This is a genomic window from Streptomyces sp. GESEQ-35 (assembly GCF_017948485.1).
GTDB lineage: Bacteria > Actinomycetota > Actinomycetes > Streptomycetales > Streptomycetaceae > Streptomyces.
The window spans coordinates 1-15,648 of record NZ_JAFFSX010000032.1 but is presented as its reverse complement, the minus strand read 5'-3'; the positions used below and the strand labels follow the sequence as shown (position 1 = coordinate 15,648).

12 protein-coding genes and 2 pseudogenes are annotated in these 15,648 nt (G+C 71.1%); 8 read left to right on the top strand and 6 right to left on the bottom strand.

Going from position 1 to position 15,648, the window contains the following annotated elements; genetic code table 11:
- Window positions 1-19 precede the first annotated feature (19 nt).
- On the bottom strand, window positions 20-1,300 hold the full coding sequence (locus KCH87_RS41205; protein ID WP_210593047.1) for a DUF3533 domain-containing protein: 1,281 nt from the start codon (window positions 1,298-1,300) through the stop codon (window positions 20-22).
- A 205-nt stretch (window positions 1,301-1,505) separates the two neighbouring features.
- On the opposite strand from KCH87_RS41205, the gene KCH87_RS41200 reads away from it, so the two are divergent.
- Window positions 1,506-1,748, top strand: coding sequence for a hypothetical protein (locus KCH87_RS41200; protein ID WP_210593153.1), 243 nt, complete (start codon window positions 1,506-1,508; stop codon window positions 1,746-1,748).
- A gap of 38 nt (window positions 1,749-1,786) precedes the next feature.
- Here KCH87_RS41200 and KCH87_RS41195 read toward each other — a convergent pair whose 3' ends face one another.
- The gene (locus tag KCH87_RS41195) at window positions 1,787-2,458 is read right to left on the bottom strand and encodes a TetR/AcrR family transcriptional regulator (RefSeq protein ID WP_210593046.1); all 672 of its coding nucleotides are present in this window, start codon (window positions 2,456-2,458) and stop codon (window positions 1,787-1,789) included.
- 88 nt (window positions 2,459-2,546) lie between these two features.
- On the opposite strand from KCH87_RS41195, the gene KCH87_RS41190 reads away from it, so the two are divergent.
- The 4 genes from KCH87_RS41190 to KCH87_RS41175 all read left to right on the top strand — a co-directional run bounded on the left by KCH87_RS41190 (window position 2,547) and on the right by KCH87_RS41175 (window position 5,038).
- Window positions 2,547-3,062, top strand: a complete 516-nt coding sequence (locus tag KCH87_RS41190; protein WP_210593045.1) for a nitroreductase family deazaflavin-dependent oxidoreductase — start codon at window positions 2,547-2,549, stop codon at window positions 3,060-3,062.
- A gap of 114 nt (window positions 3,063-3,176) precedes the next feature.
- Complete coding sequence (locus tag KCH87_RS41185) at window positions 3,177-3,638, top strand: nuclear transport factor 2 family protein (protein WP_210593044.1); 462 nt, start codon at window positions 3,177-3,179, stop codon at window positions 3,636-3,638.
- 467 nt (window positions 3,639-4,105) lie between these two features.
- A complete protein-coding gene (locus tag KCH87_RS41180; RefSeq protein ID WP_210593043.1) occupies window positions 4,106-4,684 on the top strand; it encodes a DUF3291 domain-containing protein in 579 nt (192 codons plus the stop codon).
- A 102-nt stretch (window positions 4,685-4,786) separates the two neighbouring features.
- On the top strand, window positions 4,787-5,038 hold the full coding sequence (locus KCH87_RS41175; protein WP_210593042.1) for a hypothetical protein: 252 nt from the start codon (window positions 4,787-4,789) through the stop codon (window positions 5,036-5,038).
- 54 nt (window positions 5,039-5,092) lie between these two features.
- On the opposite strand, the gene KCH87_RS41170 is transcribed toward KCH87_RS41175, so the two are convergent.
- A complete protein-coding gene (locus tag KCH87_RS41170; RefSeq protein WP_308299042.1) occupies window positions 5,093-5,713 on the bottom strand; it encodes a sigma-70 family RNA polymerase sigma factor in 621 nt (206 codons plus the stop codon).
- Window positions 5,714-6,138: 425 nt separating this feature from the next.
- Entirely contained in the window at window positions 6,139-8,976 is a 2,838-nt protein-coding gene (locus tag KCH87_RS41165; RefSeq protein ID WP_210593041.1) for a LuxR family transcriptional regulator, read from the bottom strand.
- Window positions 8,977-9,329: 353 nt separating this feature from the next.
- Between KCH87_RS41165 and KCH87_RS41160 the strand changes: the two genes are divergently transcribed.
- Window positions 9,330-11,342 carry a BTAD domain-containing putative transcriptional regulator gene (locus KCH87_RS41160; RefSeq protein WP_210593040.1) on the top strand — a complete coding sequence of 671 codons (2,013 nt, stop codon included), beginning with the start codon at window positions 9,330-9,332 and terminating at the stop codon, window positions 11,340-11,342.
- A gap of 38 nt (window positions 11,343-11,380) precedes the next feature.
- Here KCH87_RS41160 and KCH87_RS41155 read toward each other — a convergent pair.
- Window positions 11,381-12,271, bottom strand: a pseudogene (locus tag KCH87_RS41155) (AAA family ATPase); the annotation flags it as partial.
- Here KCH87_RS41155 and KCH87_RS41150 point away from each other — a divergent pair.
- Window positions 12,269-13,192 (top strand): S8 family serine peptidase, encoded by a 924-nt coding sequence (locus KCH87_RS41150; protein ID WP_210593039.1) that lies wholly within the window; start codon window positions 12,269-12,271, stop codon window positions 13,190-13,192. The pseudogene KCH87_RS41155 and the gene KCH87_RS41150 overlap by 3 nt on opposite strands.
- 37 nt (window positions 13,193-13,229) lie before the next feature.
- Here KCH87_RS41150 and KCH87_RS49715 read toward each other — a convergent pair.
- Window positions 13,230-13,730: pseudogene (locus KCH87_RS49715) on the bottom strand (alpha/beta hydrolase fold domain-containing protein).
- Window positions 13,731-14,628: 898 nt separating this feature from the next.
- Between KCH87_RS49715 and KCH87_RS41135 the strand changes: the two are divergent.
- The coding region (locus KCH87_RS41135) for an AfsR/SARP family transcriptional regulator (protein WP_210593037.1) at window positions 14,629-15,648 on the top strand (1,020 nt) is incomplete at its 3' end.

Here is a 15,648-nt window from a genome sequence, read left to right as displayed (position 1 = left end):
ATCACTGCGGTCCCCTGCCTCAAGCGGGCTGCGGGGTAAGGCGCTTGTGGCCCTTGCGGTCGTAGTACGAGGTCATCGTGAACCCGAAGAGCAGGGCGATGCCCGCGCCGATAGCGATCATGATCCAGGAGCGGGTGAGGCCGGCGTCGCCGCGTGCCTCGAAGTAGAGGATCGCGCGGACGCCGTCGCTGAGCTGGCGCATGGGCTCGAAGTGGGACAGGAAGCGGTAGAAGTCCGGGACCGCCTGGAGGGGGACGGTGGCGCCGGAGGACGGCAGTCCCAGGACGATGAACACGAACATGGACACCAGCTGGCCGATGCCGCCGAACGCGGCGTTGATGGCCTGGACGCCGATGCCGACGGCGAGGGACGCGCAGTAGGAGTAGATCCACAGCAGCGGGATGTGGGTCGCGTCCATACCCAGAACGGTGACGGTGGCGAGCAGCACGAGGGAGACGCTGATGAGGGTGATGCCGGCTGTCATGGCCATCTTCAGCAGCAGGGTGTGGGTGCGGTCGATCGGCACCGTGGGCAGTCGGGTGTGCCAGGGGCCGATCTCGTTGTCGGCGTAGCCCAGCGCGGTGTCGACGCCGTTGCTGATGACGTTGGAGCCCAGGAAGCCGGCGAGGACGAGCAGCAGGGTGTAGTAGAAGGCGCTCAGACCGAGACCGCTGTGGTCGCCGAGGAGGTGACCGACCTCGGTTACGACGGCGACCGGGTCTGCGAGCAGCAGCTTCTGCGTGGCGTCCGCGCCCTTGGCGGCCGCCGTCAGCTGCTTGCCGATGCTCAGGGAGGCCTGTCCGGCCGCCGTAGTGGTGATCTTGCTCGCGAGGGAGGAACCGAGGCTGCCCTTGCCGGGGTTGGTGAGCACCGTCATGCTCGGGCGGGCGGTGGCGCTCGTGGTGGTGAGCGCGGCGACCGAGTCCGTGAACCCCGCGGGGATGACCAGGGCGCCGTAGACCTTGCCGGAGTCCAGTTCGTCCTGGGCCTGCGCCCGGGTGAGCGTGCGCCACTCGGCCGTGTCGTCGGCGGTGTCGGCCGTGATGGCCTCGCTGATCTGTGCGCCCAGGTTCTGCCGCTGGCCGGGCGGCGGTTTGCCCTTGTCGGAGTTGACGAGGGCGATGGGCAGGCGGTGCAGGTCGCCCTGCGGATCGACGACGCCGCCCATGTAGAGCAGGGGCAGCAGCAGGGCGAGCAGCCCCGTGAGGATCGTGGGGATCAGCCACAGCTTGGGGCGACGCAGAAGCGCGGCGACGCCGACCTGCGGGCCGGTGTTCGGGGTCGTACCGTCGGCGGTCATGGTTCTCCGTCGTGTCCGGGACCTGGAGGGTGGGAGTCCGCAGTTCCTGCTGTAGCAGATCCGGTGGCCCGTACAGGGACGCAGCATCAGGCGGCTCGGGTCGCCCGTCTCGTACCCCCCGGAGGGAGTAGCGCCAAGGCCCCGTCGTGGGTTCGCTCCTATCGTGGAACAGCTCACTGACGGTCGGCGCCGAGGCAGGCGGGACATGAGGAAACCGCAGATCGACTATGCGGCGGTCTTCCGGGCCCTGCCCGGAATGGTGGCCCTGCTCACCCCTGAGCTGGTGTACGCCGACGCCAACGAGGACTTCCCGAACCTGCCGACGATAAGGATTGGACAGCAGCTTCCTCGACGGCTTGACGCAGAGGGGAGCCATGAGGGGACGTTGGCGGGGTCCGGCCCACCGGGCGTCGCCAGCAAGGCGAAGTTCGAACGAGGACGACGCTGACAACTGCAACACAGACGCACTGCGACAGCTTGACTGTTTTACGTAACGACGGGGCCGCTGTTTCGGTGTGTCCGGTCCGGGTTCGAGCTGTGGGTGTCCGGTGCCGCCTCGGCGGGAAGTGGTTCGCGGTGGTCGGCACGCAGCCCAGAAAGGGAGATGTGCAGCAGCCTGTTCCACATGTGCGGGCGGCACTCGTCGGTGACCTGCACGGCGTGTCCCAGGGAGAGCAGCAGGAGCAGTAGGTCGTCGGTGGTCACTCCGGGGCGCAGCGCGCCCGTGGCGCGGGCACACAGTTCCTCGATGACGAGGCGAAGCTGCTGGATGCCTTCCAGGTCGGGGACTGACCAGGTCAGTGCGAAGTTCTCCATGATCGCACTGTGGCGCGCGTAGCCGGTCAGGGCTTGCTGGTAGAAGTCGGTCAAGGCCGTCCAGGGGTCTTGGGCGTCGATGGCCGCCTGGCGTGCGGAGTCCGCCCATTTGGAGAAGTCCCTGCGCAGGACCGTCTGGATGAGATCTTCCTTCTTGGGGAAGTGCCGGTAGAGGGTGCCCATGCCCACTCCGCTGCGGCTGGCGATCTCACGCACGTCCACCGCGGTGCCCTGTGCGGCCAGGACTTCGGAGGCGGCCTCGATGATCGCTTCCCGGTTGCGGATCGCGTCCACGCGCGGCGCGCGGCGCCTGGTGGTGTCTTCCAGTTCAGTCGCTGCCATAGGGCCGAGCCTACCCCGCTTATCCGGAGCACGCGCTCCTCGTATGTTACTTTGAGGAGCACGTGCTCCGGATAGCGAAAGGGATGCCATGTCCGACCCGTCCACGACCAGCGCGAACGATGCCACGGCGCCTGACGTCAACACCTGGAACGAGCGGATCATCGCCGAGTTCCGGGCGAATGCCGGGTACGTGTCCTGGAGCAGCGAGGAGGAGTGGGCCGCTTCTCGCCCCGTCCCGCCCTGGATGCCCGGTTTCGACGAGCAAGGCATGCCGCTCATCCTGGTGCACAACATCGGGGCCAAGAGCGGGCGCGAGCGGATCAACCCGTTGTTCTTCCAGCCGGTCGACAACGGCTGGGCCGTCTTCGGAACCCACGGTGGCAGTCCGCGTGATCCGGCGTGGTACCGCAATCTCATGGCGAACCCGCGGGTCACCATCGAGGTGGGCACGGAGACCGTGTCGGCCGTAGCCCGGCTCGCGCAGGGAGAAGAGCGCGAACAGATCTGGGCGAAAGAGGTGGCGCTCGTCCCGAAGTTCGCCGAGTTCGAGGCAACTGCGGGGAGGCAGGTCCCCGTCGTCGTGCTGGAGCGCGTAGACGGATAGGGCTCACCCCATTTCCCTGACATTGCCGATCCAATTCACCAAGAAGCCTGACGGTCGGCCTCAAGCTGCCGCCGCAGAGCGTCGACGCGCGCTTACTCCAAGGAGTAACCCGGCATGACGATTTCCGCAGAATCCCGTTCCGTTCAAGAGCTGTTGGACAAGTCCGCCATCACCGAGATGGTCTACACCGTCGCGCACGCCATGGATGCCCGCGACTGGGACCTGTTCGTGACCTGCTATGCCCCGGAAGCCGAAGGCGACTACGTCAACGCCAAGGTCGCCGGCCGTGAGGCGATCATCGCGGGAACTAAGGCGTTCCTTGAGCCCCTTGACGCCACCCAGCACCTCGTGGGCAACCTCCGCGTCACCGTCGACGGCGACATCGCCACCACCCACGCCACCTTCATCGCCCAGCACGTGCGCGCAGAAGCGACCGGCAGCGGACGGTACATCCTCGGCGGCACGTATATCGACACCCTCCGACGCACGGACGCAGGCTGGAAAATCACCAGGCGTCAAATCCGAGGAATTTGGAGCAACGGCGACTCCTCGGTGCTGACTACACCCGTTTCCTAGCGAGCCTGGTCGCCCAACCGGGACGCATTGCTGCGTCCCGCCCGGCTTTCCTACGGCCGGGCCCGCGCCGCCCTCGACGCGGCGACCTGCGTCAGCGGCACGGTAAGCACCGGGCAGGACCTGCACGAACACCGGCACCCCGGACTGACACACCTCGGCGAACAGGGCGTCGGCCTGCGGGAGCTTATGGCCCAGTCGAGGCACAAGAAGCCGGACAACGTGAAGCGGTACGTCACGCCTCCCCGCGGCGATGCGCGAGCTCACCAGCCTGCTCGCCCCCGGAGCCGACCGGCGCTGATCAGCGCACCGCATCCCCGTTTGGGGCTGGTGACGTGTTCGTTCATGTCACCCGGACCACGCCCACAGCTCCCCGCCCCTCACGCGCAAGCCCACCGCAGCGAGTCCGCACCCAGACAGCGAGACCGTCAGGGACTTCCACACCGGGCCCCTCAGCCAGGGAGAGACACATGCCCCATCTTGCTCTGTACACGTTCGGCGTCCTCAAGTCACCCCTCACCGATCCCGCACGTCTTACGCGGGAGTTCCACGAAAGCGGTGAGGCCGTTTACCGGGGGATCGGCCAGCACCCCGGATATATCGCTCAGGCTGAAGCGGCAGACCACAACCGGGGCACACTGTTCGACTGGGACTGGGGTGAATGGGGAGAGTTTGCTGTTCCGCCCTGGTACGGGAAAGGCCGCACTGTGGAAACCACCGCCCTGATAGCGACCCTCTCACTCTGGACCGACCTACGATCCGCCTTCGACTCCATCTACACCGGTCCGCACCGCGCGGCGCTCAGCAGGCGTTACGACTGGTTCGAGAGAACGGGACACCCGGGTTACGTGTTCTGGTGGGTCACCGACGACACGATACCCACCTGGCAGGACGGCGTGACCAGACTGGAACACCTCCACGACCACGGCTACGCACCGTACGCCTTCACCTTCCACCACTCGTTCGATCCAGCCGGAACACCGACCAGGCTCAAAGGCATCGGATCGAGGAGCGACTTGCCCATACCCCACTCGCCTACAGGCAACTGACTATGTGCGAGGTGGCGTGCCTACCCTGAGGTGGTCCACCCCGCCTATGCCTGGCACCAGATGGCGCAGGTGTGGCGGACGCCCGGCTGTGGCGAGGAGTGGATGGCAGCCTTCGTCGCCAGCGAGCCTGCCGAGCCGGCCAAGGCGGGTTCACCCGGTGAACCCGGCTGGCTGAAGAGCGTCCTGCCGGCGGCGTGCCCGAGTGAAGCTGACGCAGCGGAGCTCAAGGCAAGCATCAACGAAACAATGGGCGGCTGCATCCTCGACCTCTATCGCTCCGCAACGTCAAACATCCATGCCGACTGGTCAGTGATGTCCGCGCACATGGTATGGCCGATGCGGGCGTCCGGGTGAGGTAAGGGCGACGGACGGGCATACGGCGGCCCGTCGCCCGTACCTCACCGGGCGTCATGCCGCCGACGGATACGTCACTGCGGGCTTCACGCCCGTCCGGTGGCCGGTGTCCGCGTCCGTATTCGCATCGTCAGGGGTGTCTGTGCTGACGCCCATGGCCAGGCGAAGGGCGCGGATCGCGTGATGGACGCGTGACTTGACCGTGCCGGAGGGAACGCCGAGTACCTGTCCGGCTTCGCGCATGGACCGGCCGGTGAAGAAGGTCTCGTAGAGGGCTTCCCTGTGGCGGGTCGACAGGTGCTGGAAGGCTTCCCCGAGGACCATCTGGGAGAGGACCTGTTCCACATCGTCGGTGCTGGTGAGGAGGTCTTCGAGCCAGCCGTTGCCGTCCACCTCCCGGGGGCGGGCCGTGCGCAGTCGGTACTCGTCGATGACGAGGTTGCGGACCACCCGGAACAGCCACGGCCGCAGGGGGCGGTCGGAGGCCAGATCCTGGGTGCGCCAGCAGCGCAGCAGCGCTTCTTGCACGACGTCCTCGGCGCGGTGCTGGTCGCCTCCCAGGAGCCGTACTGCGTAGGTGTACAGCGGGCCGGCCTGCTCTTCGTAGAGTGCGCGCATCGCGCGTTCCCGGTCGCTCGTCGCCGTCGAGAAGGAGCCCATTATGGTCCAGTTCACGATTCCTACCCCGTTTCACAGCCTGGTGCAAGTTCAGGTCCGGGGCCTGGCCGCCCCGTTCCGGGGAGTCTCGCGAGAGGGGTTCCACACCGGATTGACGCGCGTTTGACAGACGGAGCTGCGGACCGGTCGTCGGAAGGTGGCGTGGCGCGGTACCGGAACCGGATGTACCTCGGCGTCTACGCTGCTGACCTGCGCTTTCACTCCCGGGGTCGCACGGGTCCCGGCGCGGTGGCGTGGCGTGGATGCGCGTGTATCAGCCTCCTGCCCGTCAGGTCTGTGGCCTCGGCCGGGATGTGGGCGCCGGTCCTGACCGCGGGCCCGGGCATGGTGGTCAGGACCTTCGCGAGAGGGTGCCCCAGCAGGGCCTCGACGCGGGTCTTGAGCTCGGCCGGCCGGTGGGCACACGCTCTGCCGGAAATGCCCTAAGCGGGGTGGACCGTGGTACTCAGTGCCGCCTGCAGCTCGCCCCGGCCCTGGATGCCGAGTTTGCGGTAGGTGCTGGTGAGGTGGGTCTCGACGGTGCGCCGGGCCACGCTGAGGACGTTGGAGATCTCGGTGTTGGTCCGGCCGCCGGCCGCCAGTTCCGCGATGCGGCGCTCGCTGAGCGTGAGCGAGGCGGAGCCGGTGAGCGCCATGGTGATACGGCGGGCGCCCACCGCGCGCAGCGCCGTCTCGGCGGCGAGGCGCAGGCGGTCGGCCCCGAGGCGCTCGGCCTGTTCGGCGGCCTCGTGGAGGGACTGCCGCGCCAGGTTCCGCTGTCCTGCGCGGGTGAGCCGGTGCCCCCGGTCGAGCAGCGCGGCGACCAGATCGCCGCGGTCGGGGGAGAGCCGGAGCAGCTCCACTGACTCGTCGGCGAAGGCCAGGGCGCGCTTCCCGGAGGCCGTCGAGGCGAGGCAGCGCATGGCACGTCCGAGCGTGCGCGGGGTGTTCCACACCCGGGCCAGCCGTACCTCCTCGTGCGCCAGTGCCACAGCGCGCGGCTGGTCGCCCAGCGACAGAAGGCATTCCGCCGCGGCCGTCCGCCAGGGGGAGAGGGCCGGGTTGACCGCGTCGCGCGCCGTGTGCCGTCGGCCGCACTCCAGGAAGTCGTGGAGCGCGCCCGCAACATCCCCCAGTGCGGACCGCAGCGTTCCCCGGGCGTAGAGGAAGCGGCCGATCTCCGCCGAGTCCAGCGCCGGGTCCGGTGTGAAGCGCTCCGCGAGCTGCCGCGCCTCGGTGAGGCGGCCGGTCTCGACCAGGGCGCGCAGCACCCGCGCCGCGGCGTGGGCCGGCTCCGCGCGGCGGGCCGGGGTCGGCAGCGCCGGGGACGGTTGTGCTGGAGGCAGCTGCTCCGGAGACGGCCGCTCCGTACAGCCGGCGAGGAGCCCGGCGTGCTCGCCGCGGGCGGCAACCAGGTCCGCGCGGATGTCGAGCAGGGTCTGGCGCACCGGGTGCAGCAGGACTGCGGACTGCCCCGCCAGTCCGCGTTCCACGAGCGATTCCGCCTCCTCCAACTCGTCGGCCCACAGGGCGACGGTGGCGGCTGTGCCCAGGAGGAAGGGCTCCTCCAGCGCGTCGACGGGTCCGGCCAGCAGCTGCCGCAGCTGTGCCGTCGCCCCGGCGGCCGAGATCCTGCCGGACCTGGCCTCGGACAGGACCAGCACCGCCCGGCCCGCCCGGCCGACCGCTTCGGGGTCGTCCCCGGCCGTCTCGCGCAGCTGCCGGTACGCCTCCAGGTGTGCGTCCTGGTCCCGTTCGGACAACAGGACCGCGGCGGTCCGCAGGGTGCGGACGAGCAGCGGGTCTGCGGCCAGCTCCCGCTCGGTCCTGCGCAGGACGCGCACGGCCTGCTGCACCTCGCCCCGCTGGGCCAGCGCGGCGCCCAGGGCGAGCGCGGTACGTACCTGGTCGCGGGGCTCGGCCGGGAAGTGCTGAGCCTCGGTCAGACGCCGCACGCCCGCGGGCGAATCGGCGCAGACATGCTCCAGCGAGCCCAGCTCCGTCATCAGCGGCTGCCGCTGCTCGTCGGAGAGCGGCTCGCGCAGGGCCCGGCGCAGATACCGACGGGCGTCGTCGTGCCGGTCCTCGCGGACGGCGTCGGCCACGGCGTCCCGCAGCACGCGGAGCACCCAGGACTCTCCCACGGCCTCCACGCCCAGCAGCTGCCGGGCGATGGCCTCGGCACGGTCGCCGCGGCGCAGCATCGCCTCGGCTACTGCCCGCCCGGCCATCGCCCTGGCTCTGGTGGGCCAGCCCGCGAGGACGGCGTCGCGCAGCAGGGGATGCGCATAGCGCACATGGCCCGCGTCGTCGGGGCGCAGAAGACCGAGCCGGTGCATCGCCGTGAGCCAGCCTCCCGTGCGGGCAGGGTCGGACCGGGACGCCTCGGCGAGGAGTTCGGCCGGTCCGTCCACAGCGCACTCGGGGCCGGTGCGCTCCAGGACCGCGAGGGTCCGGGCCAGTTCGGCGGTCGTGGTCCCCGCGCTGTCCAGCCACCAGGCGACCGCCGCCGGGAAAGCGCCGGGGTAGAGCGCCGCGCAGGTCTGCGGCACGGAGCCGGGCGGGGTCTGGCCCAGGTCGTCCAGCAGCGCGCGCAGCAGCAGGGGATTGCCCGCACCGGCCCGTACGCACTCCGCCGTCCACCGCTCCGGAGCCGCTGGGACGGCGGCGCGGACCAGCGCGGCCGAGGCGTCGTCGGAGAGCGGGGCCAGGGTGTGGGCGCGCACCAGGGACGGCGACAACGCGTGGGCCAGCCCGACGGGTTGGGGCGAGAGATCGTACTGACTGCGCTCGGTGACGACCAGCAGGACGGGCATCCCGTCGAGGTAGCGGGCCACGTCGACGACCCAGCGGCGCGAGGCGGCGTCGGCGAGGTGGACGTCGTCCACGCCGATCATCAGCGGGTGTGCCGCGGCCCGCGCGCGCAGTCGGCGCCACAGCCGCGCGGCGCTGCCCCCGCCCCTCGGGTCGTGCCCGGCGTCGCCGTACCCTTCCGCGTATCCGTCCCCGTCCTCGGAGTCGTCCGCGCCGACGTCGGCGTCTTCGAGGAGGGGGCGGATCGCGGCGAACGGGACGGTCATGTCCTCCCGGGAGCAGCGCACATGGCGCACGCGCAGTCCGCGGTGCGCCGCGTGCGCGGCGGCGGCCTCCAGTACCGCGGTCCTGCCGGTGCCGGTGGCGCCGCGCACCAGGACGAGGTGGCTGACGCCGGTGAGGACGCGGTCCGTCTCAGACGCGATCAATGCCTGTACGGCGTCACGTTCGAGAAGTTCTCCGAACATCCCTTCCTCCTGATGCTGTCCTCGTGGCGAGCCGCATACCGTCCCGCGCCCGGGGCCTCGGAGCGCCCGAGCCTTCGGTGGGACAACGGGTCCACGGTGCGGACAGTTCAATCGGCAGACCGTTCGCGGTGGCCGCGCCGCTCCTCTCGTGGTGCATCCCGTGGTGCTCCACGATTGCGCCCGCCGCGAAGGCCGCAGAAGTATGAGCGGCGACCAGCCGTCACGGGCCGGCGCCGTCGCCTCACGTGCGCGTCCGTGCATCGCCGGCCCATCTCTGGCCAGCCCATCTCTGGCCGGGCCGCGAGCGGGAACGGGACCTGTGCGCGAACCGCTCCCGTGAAGGGGGGAACCCAGTGAACTCGACCGCCGAAGGCCGCCACACGTGGTACCGGCTGCTGGGGCCCGTCCAGGTCCAGCGCGACGGCGTCCTACTGGACCTGGGGCCGCGGCAGCGCAGAGTGCTGCTGACCCGGCTGCTCATCGAGGACGGCAGGCCCGTTCCTGTCAGTGAGCTGTGCCGATCGTTGTGGCACGACCACCAGCCGTCCGGCGCACTGTCCTCCGTGCGGGCCCACGTCAGCAGGCTCCGTGCGGTCCTCGACCCGGACCGGCGGGGCCGCCCCAGCGTGCTGGTGGCCGGGCCGGCCGGCTATTCCCTGAAGGTGCCCCCCGAGGCCCGCGACACCACTGCCTTCGAGGACTCCCTGCGCCGGGTGCGGGGCGCCCTGAAACAGGGCCGGCTCCCGGCCGCGCAGCGAGAGGTGGACGCAGCTCTCGGGCTGTGGCGCGGCGAGGCCCTCGGCGACGCGGCCGAGCACGCCTTCGCGATACGTGAGCGGGAGCGGCTGGACGCCCTCCACCAGGACGCCAAGGAGCTGCGGGCCACTATCCTGCTGCGCCAGGGCGATCTGGAGCTCGCCATTGAGGTCGCCGAGGAGCTCGCGCTCAGCGCCCCGCTGCGGGAGGCGTCGTGGGCGCTGCTGATGCGCGCGCTGTACGCCGCGGGCCGGTCGGTGGAGGCGCTCGGGCGCTACGACCGGTTCCGGGGGATGCTCGCGAGGGAGCTGGGCCTGGACCCGAGCCCCGCGCTGGGCAGGCTGCATACCGCGATCCTGCGGCACGAGACCGAGTACCTCGACGACCAGGGGCCCTACCCGGCCGGCCCCCTCGCGGCCGAGCGGAGGGCCGCCGCGCCGCTGGTCGGCCGGGCCGAGGAGACCGCGCAGCTGGCCGCGCTGCTCTCGGCGGCCGCCGCGGGGCACACCGGGTGGGCGGTGGTCTCCGGCGAGCCGGGCTCCGGCAAGTCCCGGCTGCTGGAGGACGTCGCCGACAAGGCCGCAGCGGCGGGCTTCGCCGTCGTCCGCGTCGCGGGCGGCGAGGCGGTCGGACCGCACCGCAAGTCGCCCTGCGGGCGCCCCGCCGCCGAACTCCTGGGCGCCCTGCGGCAGAACGCCCGGGACACGGGAGAGGAGCCGCGCTCCGGCCGGGGGCCGGACCGCTCGGGAGCCGCCGGAGGAGACCCACTGGAGCAGCTCGTCCGGGACCTTACTCGCGCCCCCACCCCCACCCTGTGCGTCCTCGACGACCTCGACTGGGCACCCCCGGACTTCCACGCCCTGCTGCTGCGGCTCGTCGGTGCGCTGCCGGACGCCCGCGTCGCGGTGGTCTGCGCGGTGCGCGAGGCTGACGACCCCTCCGCCAGCGGGCTGCTGTCGGCGCTCGCCCGCCGCGGCACGATCTGGCTGCCGCTGGAGCCGCTCACTGTGGCGGACGTGACCGAGCTCCTCGCGGCGCACGGCGGCGCCACCACGGCGGACGAGGCCGTACGGCTGCACCGGCGCGCGGCGGGAAGCCCGTTCGTCCTGGGCGAGTTGCTCAAGCTCCCGCCGAAGCGGCGCACCGGGCCCGCGGCCCGGGTGCCGACCGCAGTGCGCGGAGCGGTGCACGCCTGCCTGGCCGAACTCTCCGAGCCGGTACGGCAGATGCTCCGCTACGCGGCGGCCGACGGCGAATGGCTCGATATCGGGCTGCTCGCCGAGATCCAGTCCATGCCGCCGGATTTGCTGCTGCCGCAGGTCGACGCGGCGGTCGCGGTCCGGCTGCTGGCCTGGGAGGCGGACTCCGGCGAACGCCCTGAGGGCGGCTACCGGTTCCCCGAGCTGCCGCGCGAGGTGGTGCTGAGCACTCTGACCCCCTCCGCGCGGCAGATGGTGCACGCCGCGCTCGCCCGCAAGCTCCTCACCCGCCGCGGTGCCGATCGGGCCCGCCTGGCCCGCCACCTGCGGGTGGCGGGCCCGATGGCGCCCGCCGGCGAGCCGAGCCCGCCGGGAGTACGGCTGCCCGGGCCCCGGAGGGGGAACGGCTGAGACGGCGCCCCTGGCCGCAGCGCGCCGTCAGCGCGTCGTCAGCGCGTCGTCAGCCGGGCCTGCTGCGGCAGGTCGTCGGGCAGCAGCAGCCGCAGGTCGTCCAGGCTGGGCGCGGAGATTGCGCCGATCCGGCGGGCCTGTCGGGTCATCATCGCCTCCAGCGTCTGCCGCGCGGTGCGCGCGTTGCCGAACGAGCGGTCGCGCGGCAGCTGTTCCAGGTAGGCGCCGAGCGCCAGCAGGGTCCCGGGCGCGCAGTCGTAGCCCGAGCTCGCGGCGTAGCGGCCGGTGATCTCGACCAGCTCGTCGGTCGAGTAGTTCTCGAACGCGACCGAGCGGGCGAAGCGGGAGGCCAGGCCCGGATTGGAGGCCAGCAAGCGGTCCATCTCGTCGGTGTGTCCGGCGACGATGACGACGATCTCGTCGCGGTGGTCCTCCATGAGCTTCAGCAGCGTCTCCACGGCCTCCTGGCCGAAGTCGGAACCGGCACCTTCGGGAGTGAGCGTGTAGGCCTCGTCGATGAACAGCACGCCGCCCAGGGCGCGGTCGAAGACCTCCTTGGTGAGCTGCGCGGTATGGCCCACGTAGCGGCCCACCAGGTCGGCGCGGGACACCTCCACGAGCCGGCCCGTGGGCAGCACGCCGAGGGAGTGCAGCAGATCGGCGTAGAGCCGCGCGACCGTGGTCTTGCCGGTGCCGGGTGGGCCGGAGAAGACGAGGTGGTTGCTGACCTTCGGCACGGGCAGCCCGGCCGCCTGCCGCTGCCGGGTCGCGGACAGCAGGTTGACCAGGTCGGTGACCTCCTGCTTCACGGCGTGCAGGCCGATCATGGCGTGGAGTTCGGCCAGCAGCTCCTCGGAACCGCGCCCGTCGGCGCCGTCGTTCGCCGCCGCGCCGTCGCCGACGTCCTCCGGCAGCAGCAGCGACAGATGGACACCGGCGTCGGCACCGGCATCCCCGCGCTCTCCGGCCGGGTCAAGGCGGTCGGCGACGCGGGCGAGGACTGTGTGGGCCATGGCAGCTTCGCGGCAGGGTTGATCGCGGCCGCGCCCGCCGACGGCGTGGGCGTGGCCGGACTCGCGCCCAGGGCCCTCATCCTGGCGGTGCGCGGCACCGACACCCGGGGCGGGACGACGCCCGGGACACTGGCCGTCGGCATCCGCACAGCGGCCGACCAGGGGGCCGATGTCATCTACGTCGGACGCGCCATGGCCACCGGCAAGGACGAGCTGTCCGCCGCCGTCGAGCACGCGGCCCGGCGCGACGCCCTGGTCGTCGCGCCCGTCGTCCCGGACGCCCTCCCCAAGGACAGCAAGACCGGTGAGCCGGTCGAGCGGGCCCCCTGGTACTGGCCCGCCTCTGCTGACGGGGTGCTGTCCGTCGGCGACTACGGCCCCGGCGGCAAACGCCCCGAGCAGGCCCCGCCGACGACCGGAGCGGACCTCACGGCCCCGGGAGACGCGGTGGTCAGTGTCGGCCCAAGTGGCTCGGGGCACTACTACGGCTTTGGCTCCTCGCTGGCCGCAGCGCATGTGGCGGACGCTGCGGCCCTCGTCCGGGCCCGGCACCCGAAGCTGACGGCGGACGAGACGGCGCGTCTGCTCACGGTCGGCAGCTACCCGGACGACCCGCCGCGCCTGGACCCGTACGCGGCGCTGACGACGGTGCTGACCGACGGGCGCGGGGCCGCGCCCCGGCAGGCCGCGGCCCAGCTTCCCGAAAAGGCCCCCAACGGACCGCGCCACCGCGCGCTGGCCATTGTGGGCGCGGGCGGTGGGCTGGTGCTGCTGGTGGCGGGCGCCGCCGTGGTGATTCCCCGGGGCCGCGCCCGGGGCTGGCGGGCGCCGCGCTGAGGCCCCGAACGGTCCGGGGGGGCGGGAGCTGGGGATATCAGCCACGGTGCCGCTGGGCGAAGGTGATGTTCTCGTCGCGGAAGACGTCGTATTCGGCGACTGCGATGAAGGTGTCGGACAGACCGGTCACATCGGTGGCGCGGCCAGGTGCGCAGTAGGGGTGCACGTCGTTGGTGCCGGCACGCTCGCCCAGGACTGCTTGCTAGGCGTATGCGTTCTCCTGTCGGTCGTAGACACCGAGGTCGACGATTTCGTAGCTGGAGGGGGTGTCGTTGCGGTCGTCGAGCATCGGGTAGTTCAGCGACAGCAGGCGCGGGCGCCGGTCGCCGCGGTCTCGGATCATGAGGGCGGTGGCGGTGGCCGGCGCGCCGCCACGGCTGGCGCCGGCGAGCCCGGTCCGCGCGGGGTCGATGCCGTGCTCGGCTGCGTGGTTGAGGAGGTAGGTGTAGGCGAGGTAGCCGTCCTCGGCAGCGCCGGGTGCCTGCGTTTCTGGTCCGAGTCGGTAGTCGACCACGGCCAGCAGGCTGCCGATCTCCAGCGTGATGTTGGCGAGGTAGGCGGGATGCTGAGCGTTTCGATTTTGACGCGTGGGTCCGGATCGGGAACGGGGAGTCGGGCGCCGGCCGCTTCGGCCTGGGCGCGGACGGCAGGGATGTCGGAGCAGTCCATCAGGGCGCCGTTCGGGCCCTTGGGCATGGCATCCAGTGCGGCGGCCAGTTCGGAGTCGAGGTCGTACGCCATGGTCGTGGTCCTTGTCCGGGGATCAGAGCAGGGGAGGCCGGCCGCTGCCCGCAGTGATGCCGGGGGGCGTCTATCGAAGTGGAAAAAGCTCCTCCGCCCGATGGTACGAGGGGGCGGAGGAGCTTCGGAAGGGATCGGACGCCCCATCCGGGATGGCCGCAGGATGGGGGCCCGATTCTGTTCGGGGGCCCAGAATGCCCTTCCGGAGAGTAACTACGGATACGCGCGGCGTGTGGTTCAACCGGATGCCGATTGTTACGGGCACGGAAAAGGCGTTGGCGCATTACATTTCAGAAAGGAACTCCTGGCCGGAGCCAGGAATCTTACGCGGGCGGCGACCGCCCTTGGCGGCACTGCCCTGATGGTCACGGCGGTGGTAGCCGCGACAGCAAGCCCGGCGGGCGCCGCCGCAAGCGGGACGATAAAAGTCTGTGCCAGGGGCAGCTGCACCAGCGGGGGGCCCGCTCCCGATTTCGTCGTCAACTCCCCGGGTGGTTCGACCTGAACAGCCAGGAAGCCCCGCCGGGCCGAGGGCGGGGCGCCCCTGCCCGGGGTCACTGGGCTGAATTGTCGTGTCACGGTCTGTAATCTCTGCGATGTCTCGTTCCAGAATCCACTCACAGTCTTGAGAAAAGCGGAAATGTCGTCGTGCTAGCGTCCGCGGACGGGCATTGACCTTAGAGCGGATCGGGCTTGTGAGCGCATCCAACGAAGATTCTCTTTACTTTTCCGTACTGGGGCCGGTCCGGGCGTGGCGCGGCAAGCGTGAACTGAACCTGGGCTCGCCGCAGCAACGCGTGGTGTTGGCAGTGTTGCTGCTACGACGCGGGCGCCCCGTCACGGTGGCCGAGTTCGTTGACGCTGTCTGGGGGGAGGCGCCTCCGTCCGCTGCCGTGTCTGTGCTGCGCACGTACGCCTCGCGACTACGCAAGGTTCTGGAAGACGGACGTGGCGTCGGCGGGTCTCCGCGGGTGCTCGTCTCGGTTGCGGACGGGTACCTGTTGCGTGTCCCTGAGCGCGCGGTGGACTTGGGCGTGTTCGAGCAGCGGGTTGCCGAGGGGCGAAAGCAGCGTGCCGCGGGTGAGCTCGCGGCAGCTGCGGACCTGCTGCGAGCCGGGTTGGCGGAGTGGGAGGGGGTGCCGTTGGCGGGGATTCCCGGGCCGTTGGCGGAGGTGGAGCGCTCGCGGCTGGCCGAGGAGCGGCTGACGGTGCTGGAGAGCTGTCTGGAGATCGAGGTGGAGTTGGGGCAGCTGGGTGAGGCGGTTCCCCGGCTGATCTCGCTCACGGGTGAGTACCCATTGCGTGAGGAGTTGTGCCGGCTTCTGATGCTCGCGTTGTACCGGTCCGGGCGGCAGGCCGAGGCGCTGGCGGCGTACCGCAGGACGCGGGGCACGCTGGTGGCCGAGCTGGGCGTCGAGCCCGGCGTATCGCTGCGGGATCTGCACGACCGGATCCTGGCGGCCGATGCTTCGCTGCTACCGGAACGCTCCGGCCCGCAACAGCGGCTTTCTTCTCGTGAGCTCGGGGCTGCCGGGCAGGTGGCCGGTCCCGCGCAGCTGCCTGCCGATCTGCCGACTTTCACCGGGCGCCAGGCCGAACTCGAGCAGGTCCGGACTCTCGCGCCGGACACCGGAACGCCCTCGTCCGTCACGGTGATCAGCGGCATGGCGGGGATCGGCAAGACGACCCTGGCGGTGCACTGGGCCCACCGGATG